Below are 8,994 nucleotides of genomic sequence, written 5' to 3' on the forward strand. Positions count from 1 at the left end.
CTGCGCTGGGCTACCAGGACTCGAACCTAGAATAAGGGAACCAGAAACCCTCGTGTTGCCAATTACACTATAGCCCACCGAACTTCAAGACCCTGAAGGCCTTTCGTTTGGTCAGCGCCTGTGGTTTCCGGCCTCTCGGCCCGTCTCCCCGGCGCAGAAAGAACATTACCGGATGCCTGACCGTGCTCCAAAACGGGTATCAGCGGCCAGCAGCTCGGGGAGCCGTTCGAGCCCCTCGATCCGGTGTACGCCCTCGGGCCCGGGCCCCCGGCCCCCGTCCCGGTCGAGCCAGACGGCGGTGAGTCCCGCGTCGCGCGCCCCCCGTGCGTCGATCTCCGGCTGGTCCCCCACGTACGCCACCTGCTCCGGCGGCAGCCCGAGTGCCGAGCAGGCGGCGAGGAAGGCGGCCGCGTCCGGCTTGCCGACTCCCAGCTCGGCCGCGCACACCAGGACCTCGAAGCGGTCGCGCAGGCCGAGGCGGCGCAGCTTGGGGTCCTGGTTGGCGAGGGATGAATTGGAGAGCACCCCGTGCCGGTAGCGGCCGGCGAGGGCGTCCAGGGCGGGCAGGACGTCGGGGAAGAGGGCCCAGGCGGCCTGGTAGTGCTCCACGTACCGCCCGAACCAGGCGTCGGCCTCGTCGGCGGTCAGGGCGGGCCGGCCGAGGAAGCCCCGCACCCGGTCCTGGCGCTGGCCCAGGAAGGTGGTCTCACCGGCGGCGAAGCGCGCCCAGTGCACTTCCGTGAGCCGCCGCCACAGGGCCAGGGCCTCGGCAGGGGTCCCGAAGCGCTCCCCGAGCCCCTCGTCCCGCAGGTGCCGCGACAGCCCGGCCGTATCGGCCCCGGTGTAGTCGAAGAGGGTGTCGTCGATGTCCCACAGCACGGCGCGGATCGGCATGTCCGCGAGCCTACGCCCGGGCGGCCGCGCGCGGGGGCGGGACGGAGAACTCCGCTCGCGGAGTGGACCGCGTCACGCCCGGGGCGGCGGTGTGGGCGTCCTCACCGCCGCCGAACGCCGAAGGGGCGGCAGCCGGGTCGGCTGCCGCCCCTCCTGAAGGGCGTCGCGGGTCAGGCGGCGAGCTTCGCCAGGGCCGCGTCGATGCGGGCGATCGAGCGCTCCTTGCCCAGGATCTCCAGGGACTCGAAGAGCGGCAGGCCGACGGTGCGGCCCGTGACGGCCACGCGGACGGGGGCCTGGGCCTTGCCGAGCTTGAGCCCGTGGGCCTCGCCGGCGGTCAGGACGGCCTGCTTGAGGGACTCCGGGTCCGACCAGTCGGCGCCGAGGAGGTTCTCGCGCGCCGTGGTCAGCAGGGCCGCGGGCTCGCCCTTCATGGCCTTGTCCCAGGACGCCTGGTCCTCGACCGGCTCCTTGAGGAAGAGGAAGTCCACGTTCGCGGTGATGTCCGAGAGGACGGTCACCCGGGTCTGGGCGTGCGGGGCGATCCGGGCCCAGGCCTCGGCGTCGAAGTCCTCGGGCGCCCACTGGGCGTGCGGGGCCTGCAGCCAGGGCCGGCAGGCGTCGGCGAAGGCCTTGGGGTCCATCCGGCGGATGTGGTCGGCGTTGATCGCCTCGGCCTTCTTGAGGTCGAAGCGGGCCGGGTTGGCGTTGACGCCGTCGATGTCGAACTTCGCCACCATCTCCTCGATCGAGAAGATGTCCTGGTCCTTGGAGAAGGACCAGCCGAGGAGCGAGAGGTAGTTCAGCAGGCCCTCGGGGAGGAAGCCGCGCTCGCGGTAGAGGTTGAGCGAGGACTCGGGGTCGCGCTTGGAGAGCTTCTTGTTGCCCTCGCCCATCACGTACGGCAGGTGGCCGAACTGCGGGGTGCCCTTGGCGACGCCCAGCTCGATCAGCGCCTTGTAGAGGGCGATCTGGCGGGGGGTGGAGGAGAGCAGGTCCTCGCCGCGCAGGACGTGCGTGATCTCCATCAGCGCGTCGTCGACCGGGTTGACCAGCGTGTACAGCGGGGCGCCGTTCGCGCGGACGATGCCGAAGTCCGGCACGTTCTCCGGGGTGAAGGAGAGCTCGCCGCGGACCAGGTCCGTGAAGGTGATGGTCTCGTCGGGCATCCGGAAGCGGACGATCGAGGTGCGGCCCTCGGCCCGGTACGCGGCGACCTGCTCGGCGGTCAGCTCGCGGCAGTGGCCGTCGTAGCCGGAGGGCTTGCCGGCGGCGCGGGCGGCGTCGCGGCGGGTGTCGAGCTCCTCGGTGGTGCAGTAGCAGTGGTAGGCGTAGCCGCCGTCCAGGAGCCTCTGCGCGACGTCCTGGTAGATGTCCATGCGCTCGGACTGCCGGTAGGGGGCGTGCGGGCCTCCGACCTCGGGGCCCTCGTCCCAGGTGAAGCCGAGCCAGCGCAGCGAGTCGAGCAGCTGGACGTAGGACTCCTCGGAGTCGCGGGCCGCGTCCGTGTCCTCGATGCGGAAGACGAACGTACCGCCGTGGTGGCGGGCGAACGCCCAGTTGAAGAGGGCGGTGCGGACCAGGCCCACGTGGGGGTTGCCGGTCGGGGAGGGACAGAAACGTACGCGGACGTTCGCGTTAGCCACGCTTGATCACCTTGTTGGTGAGAGTGCCGATGCCTTCGATGGTGACGGCGACCTCGTCGCCGACGTTGAGGGGGCCGACTCCGGCCGGGGTCCCCGTGAGGATGACGTCGCCCGGGAGCAGCGTCATGGCCTCGCTGATGTGCACGACCAGGTCCTCGACGGAGCGGACCATGTCGCCGGTGCGGCCGAGCTGGCGCTGTTCGCCGTTGACCGTGCACTGGATCGCCAGGTCGGCCGGGTCGAGGTCGGTCTCGATCCAGGGGCCGAGGGGGCAGGCGCTGTCGAAGCCCTTGGCGCGGGCCCACTGCTTCTCGCGCTGCTGGACGTCGCGGGCGGTGACGTCGTTGGCGCAGGTGTAGCCGAGGATCACGTCCTTGACGCGTTCCTTCGGGACCTCGCGGCACATGCGGCCGATGACCACGGCGAGCTCCGCCTCGTGGTGCAGGTCCTGGGAGAAGGAGGGGTAGACGATCGGGTCGCCGGAGCCGACCACCGAGGTGGAGGGCTTGAAGAAGGTGATGGGCGCTTCGGGGAGCTCGTTGCCGAGCTCCGCCGCGTGCTCCGCGTAGTTGCGGCCGACGGCCACGACCTTGTTCGGGAGCACGGGCGGCAGCAGCCGGACCTTGCTCAGCGGGACCTTCGTGCCGGAGAGCTCGAAGTCCGCGAACGGGATGCCCTTGATGATGTCGAGGACGAGTTCGCCTTCGGCGCCGGGGGCAGTGCTGCCCTCGACCGCGCCGAACGCGACGTTGCCGTCGATCGAGAACCTGGCGATGCGCACCTGCTGCGTCTGCCCCTCTTGTGTTTCCGCTGGCTGGAGTCTGCGGACTCCAGGCTAACGCGGTGGGGGCCGGCGCTTCGCGCTCCTTTTACTGCGCGGCGGCGACCGGCGCGTCCATGAGGACGGTGCGGCGCGGGTTCGCGGTCTGGGTGGGCAGCTCGACGCGGTGCTCCGGGGTGGCCGGGGCCGCCTGCAGCTCCTCGGCGTCCTTGAGGTGCGCGAGGGTCGTGCGACGGGGGTTGGCTATGTTGCGGATCATCGACGTCGTCTTCATCGGAGTTTCGGGCCCTCGGCTCGCTGGTGGGGTGGGGGTCGTCTGCTGCGCCGGGTGTGGCGCCAACCCTTTAACAGGCAAGGCTAAACATCCGAATCCCCGACTGAACCGGTTGGTAATAGCCATTGCCATGTGAGTTTGCTCACCCGCGAGCGGGCAATACGGACATAACTGGCAGTCAACTGGCGCCTCGGAAACGGACATTGCGCCACTGAATGCGCCATTCCGCTCCTGATCATCTCGACTGGGACACCTTGCCGGACGCGAGCTTTGATTGGCGTAAGTCCGATTCCTCCGCATTGGACTTCCACATGGCGTAGTACGCCCGTCACGAGACGTGACGGGCTCGCCGGGGCGACACGCGCACCTTGTTGGAGATCCCCCACTGTGCTGGAATTCGCGAGACCGCCGCGGGTATCAGCCGGCGCGCAGGTGGCGCAAGAGAGCGCCGAGCGCGGTGGCATCGACAGGGAGACGCGCCGGTCACCGACGACCACCATGGGGCCGTCAGTGCCCCACGACTCGACACCGTTCCGCCGCTCATCCGGCGGGGCGCCTGGTCCAGAGGTTGCGACGCTAGTGCAGGGACGATTCAAGAGGGATGGCAAGGGGTCTCCCCAGGCCCTTCAGGGCCGAGGGGAAGCTGCGGCGGAGCAGGAGCCGCTCGGCGGGACCGACCGTGGCGCCTCGCCCCAGCACGCCCCGGGCCGCGGCCCGGCACTCGAAGGGGCGGGGCCCGACTCCTCCCCCTCGGGGAAGGCCAAGGGCCGCGGGAAGTCCGGCAAGGCCCCGAAGGCCGGCCGCGCCAAGGGCAAGGCCAAGGCCGAGGCCGTCGAGCAGGACGTGGCGATACCCAAGGCCCCCAGCTCGGGTTCGCGCCTGGCGATGCAGAACTGGCGCATCAGCACGCGACTGGTGTCGCTGCTGACCCTGCCCGTCGTCGCGGCCACCACGCTCGGTGGCTTCCGCATCAACGACTCGCTCAACGACATCGCCCAGCTGGAGCACATGCAGCTGCTGACGACGATGACCCGGCAGGCCACCAACCTGGCCGCCATGCTCCAGGAGGAGCGGGACAAGTCGGCCGGTCCGATGTCGATCACCAAGGACGGCAAGGCCAACAGCCTCGTCCAGGGTGTCCGCGACCAGACCGACGCCGCCGCCAAGGCCTTCGCCGCCGCGACCGACAAGGTCGACAACGCGGAGGACAAGGACGAGACCCTCAAGTCGATCCGCAACAACATCCTGCAGATCGGCCGCCAGCTCACGGGCATCGAGGACATCCGCAAAAAGGCGTACATGAACGGCGCCCAGCAGACGGTCACCGAGTACAACGCCCTGATCGTCTCGCTGCTCTCGCTGTCGCAGGACATGGCCCAGGCCACCTCCAACCCGGAGATGATCAAGCGCACCCGCGCCCTGGCCGCCTTCTCCTCCGCCAAGGAGTACGCCTCCATCCAGCGCGCCGTCATCGCCGCCTCGCTCCTCGAAAGCAGCGACAAGCCGGGCAAGCTGGACGAGAACGACCGCCTCTACGGCCTCTCCGCGCTCCGCGGCGAGAGCCAGGCGAAGAAGACCTTCGAACTCGTCTACCAGGGCAAGCCCGAGGAGCTCCTCGCGGCGCTCGGCGACGGCAACACCGAGATCGGCAGCGCCGACCACTACGCCCGTCGCGTGCTGAGCACCCAGGGACAGTTCGCCAAGGAGAAGAACCGGTCCTGGATGGACTGGTACGACGCCGACGACACCAAGCTCCAGGCCATGAAGGTCATCGAGCTGACCCTGCTCGAAGACATGGAGCAGAAGGCCCGCGAGCTCAAGAACGAGTCGCAGCAGGACGCCATCATCAACGGTGCCCTGATCCTCCTCGTCCTCGGTGTCTCCCTCGTCGGGGCCTTCGTCATGGCGCGGTCCATGATCCGTTCGCTGCGCCGCCTCCAGGACACCGCGACGCGCGTCGCCCAGGACCGCCTGCCCGAGCTCGTCAAGCAGCTCTCGGAGTCGGACCCGCAGGACGTGGACACCTCCGTGGAGTCCGTCGGCCTGCACACCCGCGACGAGATCGGCCAGGTGGCCGCGGCCTTCGACGACGTGCACCGCGAGGCCGTCCGCCTCGCCGCCGAGCAGGCCCTCCTGCGGGGCAACGTCAACGCGATGTTCACCAACCTCTCGCGCCGCTCGCAGGGCCTCATCCAGCGTCAGCTGTCGCTCATCTCCGAACTGGAGTCGCGCGAGGCCGACCCGGACCAGCTCTCCTCGCTCTTCAAGCTCGACCACCTCGCCACCCGAATGCGGCGTAACGGTGAGAACCTCCTCGTCCTCGCGGGTGAGGAGCCCGGCCGCCGGTGGACCCGCCCCGTCCCGCTCGTCGACGTGCTCCGCGCCGCCGCGTCCGAGGTGGAGCAGTACGAGCGCATCGAACTGGCGGCGGTGCCCGGCACCGATGTCGCCGGCCGCGTCGTCAACGACCTCGTGCACCTCCTCGCCGAGCTGCTGGAGAACGCCACCTCGTTCTCCTCCCCGCAGACGAAGGTCAAGGTCACCGGTCACGCGCTGCCCGACGGCCGCGTGCTCGTCGAGATCCACGACACCGGCATCGGCCTCTCCCCGGAGGACCTCGCCGCGATCAACGAGCGGCTCGCGTCGCCGCCGACCGTGGACGTCTCCGTCTCCCGCCGCATGGGCCTGTTCGTGGTCGGCCGCCTGTCCCTGCGACACGGCATCCGCATCCAGCTGCGCCCCTCCGACTCGGGCGGCACGACCGCGCTCGTCATGCTTCCGGTGGACGTCGCCCAGGGCGGCAAGAAGCCGGGTCCGATGCAGGGCCAGGGCGGCCCCGCCGGCGCCCAGGGCGGCCAGGGTGCCTCCGGCGCCCAGGGTTCCGTCCCCGGCGGCGCGCGTCCCCCCGTGGGCGCGGGCCAGCAGCGCGGCCAGGTCGGCGGGGGCCAGCGTCCGGCCCTGCCGGGCCAGGGCGGCCCCGCCGGCGGTCCGCAGCAGCGTCCGCAGGGCCAGGGCCCCCGTCCGCAGGGCGGTCCCGCCGCCGGGACGGGCCAGGCGCAGGGCCAGGGCGGCTTCGGCGGAGGTGCCCCGCTGCCCACCCGCGGGCAGGGCGGCCCGGCCGGTGCTCCGGCCGGCCAGGACAACAACCTCTTCAGCGGCCCGCAGGCCCGCCCCGCGGGTGTGCCCCAGGCCTCCGCCCCGGGCGTCTTCCCGCCGCAGGGCAACGGCTTCGAGCGTCCGCAGCAGCCCCAGGGCGGCGCGGCGTTCGGCCAGCAGGCCCCCGCCCCGCAGCAGCAGGGTGCTCCCGGAGCCCCCGTCAAGCGGCGGCGTCCGCAGCTCCCCCCGCAGGGAGGCGCCACCGGCCGTCCGGAGCTTCCGGGCGCGGGCGGCCCCTCCGCCGGGATGCCGCAGGCCACCAGCTGGGGCGCCGGGCAGCAGGCCGGTCAGGAGGCCCCGCGCGGCCACGACGAGCTGTCGGGCCCCGGTTCGACGGCGGAGTTCGCCCGCCCGGACTTCAACGCCCCGATGCCGCAGGCCGGCGACCCCGCCCACTCCACGACCGGGCAGTTCGAGCGTCCCGACGTACGCGGTCCCCAGGACCCGTCCGCCACCGGGCAGTTCGAGCGCCCGCAGCTGGGCGGCCCGCTCGACCCGTCCTCGACGGGCCAGTTCGCCCGCCCGGGCGGCCCGGGCGTCGGCGGCTACGAGGACCAGCAGCAGAACCCGCAGCCCGGCGGCTACGCCCCCGCGCCGGTGCCGACGCCGCGTCCCGAAGCCCCGCAGCTCCCCCAGGCGTACCAGCCGGAGGCACTGCCCCCGGCGCAGGGCCGGCCCGGTGGTGAGCTGCGCAGTCCGATCTTCGATACGCTGGAGTCGAACTGGTCCGGCCAGAACGGCGGATCCTCCGCCGGGCAGGCGCCGGCCGTTCCGCAGCAGCCCCAGCAGGGCCCGGCCCCCCAGCAGCAGCAGCCGCTGCCGCAGCGGGGTCAGGAGCTCGCGGCCGAGCCCGCCACGGCGGTCACCGGCAGCACGCCGACGGTCAGCTGGCGGTCCTCCCCCAACGACGAGCTGATGCGTCAGGCCGAGCGCGTGCGCCAGCCCGCCGCGGGCGGGATCACCACCTCGGGGCTCCCCCGGCGGGTGCCGCGGGCCAACCTCGTCGCCGGTACCGCCCAGCAGCAGGCCGACACCCCGGCCGGGCCGCAGGTGTCGCGCGCCCCGGACGACGTGCGCGGCCGTCTCACCAACCTCCGACGCGGTATCCAGCAGGGACGGCAGGCCGGCAGCTCCGGCCCCGCGACCGGCAGTTACCACATCGACCCCACTTACCAGCAGGAGCGATAGTTGAGCTCGATGAGCCAGGCGGCACAGAACCTGAACTGGTTGATCACCAACTTCGTGGACAACACCCCCGGGGTGTCCCACACCGTGGTGGTCTCCGCCGACGGACTCCTTCTGGCCATGTCCGAAGGGTTCCCCCGTGACCGCGCCGACCAGCTGGCGGCCGTGGCCTCCGGTCTGACCTCGCTGACCGCCGGGGCCTCCCGGATCTTCGAGGGCGGCGCCGTCAACCAGACCGTGGTGGAGATGGACCGGGGATTCCTCTTCCTCATGTCCGTCTCCGACGGATCCTCCCTCGCCGTCCTGGCGCACCCCGAGTGCGACATCGGCCTCGTCGGCTACGAGATGGCCCTCCTCGTGGACCGCGCCGGCAACGTCCTCACCCCGGACCTGCGCGCGGAGCTCCAGGGAAGCCTGCTCACCTGACACCCCCTCTCCCGGCCGGACGGTACTTCCGGCCGGGAGGACCGGGACCGCGTCCCGGAACCCCAGTACCCCCGAAGGCCGTCATCAAGTCCCCCCCACCGGCCGCCCCGTCAGACGGCACGCTGACCACTGCTGTCCAGCCCGGAGGATCAATGACCCCGCCCCCCGCCTATCCCGATGCGTACGGAGATTCGTACTCGGAAGGCGACCAGCCGCTGGTGCGTCCGTACGCGATGACCGGCGGCCGGACCCGGCCGCGCTACCAGCTCGCCATCGAGGCGCTGGTCAGCACGACGGCAGACCCGATGCACCTGTCCAACCTGCTGCCCGAGCACCAGCGCATCTGCACTCTGTGCCGCGAGGTGAAGTCGGTCGCGGAGGTCTCCGCGCTGCTGTCGATGCCGCTCGGAGTGGCCCGCATCCTCGTCGCCGACCTGGCGGAGGCCGGCATGGTGGCGATCCACCAGCCGGGCAATGGAGAGGCCGGCGGAACGCCGGACGTTACGCTGCTCGAAAGGGTGCTCAGTGGACTTCGCAAGCTCTAACGGCGGTGCCGCTCGCTCCACCACCTCCGCGAAGATCGTGGTGGCGGGCGGCTTCGGCGTGGGCAAGACCACGTTCGTCGGCGCGGT

The 8,994-nt window shown here is 71.5% G+C and carries 7 protein-coding genes, 1 tRNA gene and 1 pseudogene; 4 read left to right on the forward strand and 5 right to left on the reverse strand.

The window, feature by feature from the left end:
* Positions 1-5: 5 nt before the first annotated feature.
* The 5 genes from WDV06_RS34685 to WDV06_RS34705 form a co-directional block, all read right to left on the reverse strand.
* A tRNA-Gln gene (locus WDV06_RS34685) sits at positions 6-77 on the reverse strand.
* An 88-nt stretch (positions 78-165) separates the two neighbouring features.
* The gene (locus tag WDV06_RS34690) at positions 166-894 is read right to left on the reverse strand and encodes an HAD family hydrolase (protein WP_395513802.1); all 729 of its coding nucleotides are present in this window, start codon (positions 892-894) and stop codon (positions 166-168) included.
* Between the two features lie 170 nt (positions 895-1,064).
* Entirely contained in the window at positions 1,065-2,540 is a 1,476-nt protein-coding gene (gltX, locus tag WDV06_RS34695; protein WP_395513803.1) for a glutamate--tRNA ligase, read from the reverse strand.
* Entirely contained in the window at positions 2,533-3,321 is a 789-nt protein-coding gene (locus WDV06_RS34700; RefSeq protein WP_395513804.1) for a fumarylacetoacetate hydrolase family protein, read from the reverse strand. Before WDV06_RS34700 ends, gltX begins: the two co-directional genes overlap by 8 nt.
* 88 nt (positions 3,322-3,409) lie before the next feature.
* Positions 3,410-3,595 (reverse strand): hypothetical protein, encoded by a 186-nt coding sequence (locus WDV06_RS34705; RefSeq protein WP_351884180.1) that lies wholly within the window; start codon positions 3,593-3,595, stop codon positions 3,410-3,412.
* 579 nt (positions 3,596-4,174) lie between these two features.
* Between WDV06_RS34705 and WDV06_RS34710 the strand changes: the two genes are divergently transcribed.
* The 4 genes and pseudogenes from WDV06_RS34710 to WDV06_RS34725 form a co-directional block, all read left to right on the forward strand.
* Positions 4,175-7,939, forward strand: coding sequence for a nitrate- and nitrite sensing domain-containing protein (locus WDV06_RS34710; RefSeq protein ID WP_395513805.1), 3,765 nt, complete (start codon positions 4,175-4,177; stop codon positions 7,937-7,939).
* A gap of 9 nt (positions 7,940-7,948) precedes the next feature.
* Entirely contained in the window at positions 7,949-8,362 is a 414-nt protein-coding gene (locus WDV06_RS34715; RefSeq protein WP_042820501.1) for a roadblock/LC7 domain-containing protein, read from the forward strand.
* Positions 8,363-8,514: 152 nt separating this feature from the next.
* Positions 8,515-8,907: a DUF742 domain-containing protein gene (locus tag WDV06_RS34720; RefSeq protein WP_267012008.1), complete on the forward strand. Its 393-nt coding sequence runs from the start codon at positions 8,515-8,517 to the stop codon at positions 8,905-8,907.
* Positions 8,888-8,994, forward strand: a pseudogene (locus WDV06_RS34725) (ATP-binding protein); the annotation flags it as partial. The gene WDV06_RS34720 and the pseudogene WDV06_RS34725, both read left to right, overlap by 20 nt.

This window comes from Streptomyces racemochromogenes (assembly GCF_044129415.1).
GTDB classification, from domain to species: Bacteria; Actinomycetota; Actinomycetes; order Streptomycetales; family Streptomycetaceae; genus Streptomyces; species Streptomyces racemochromogenes_A.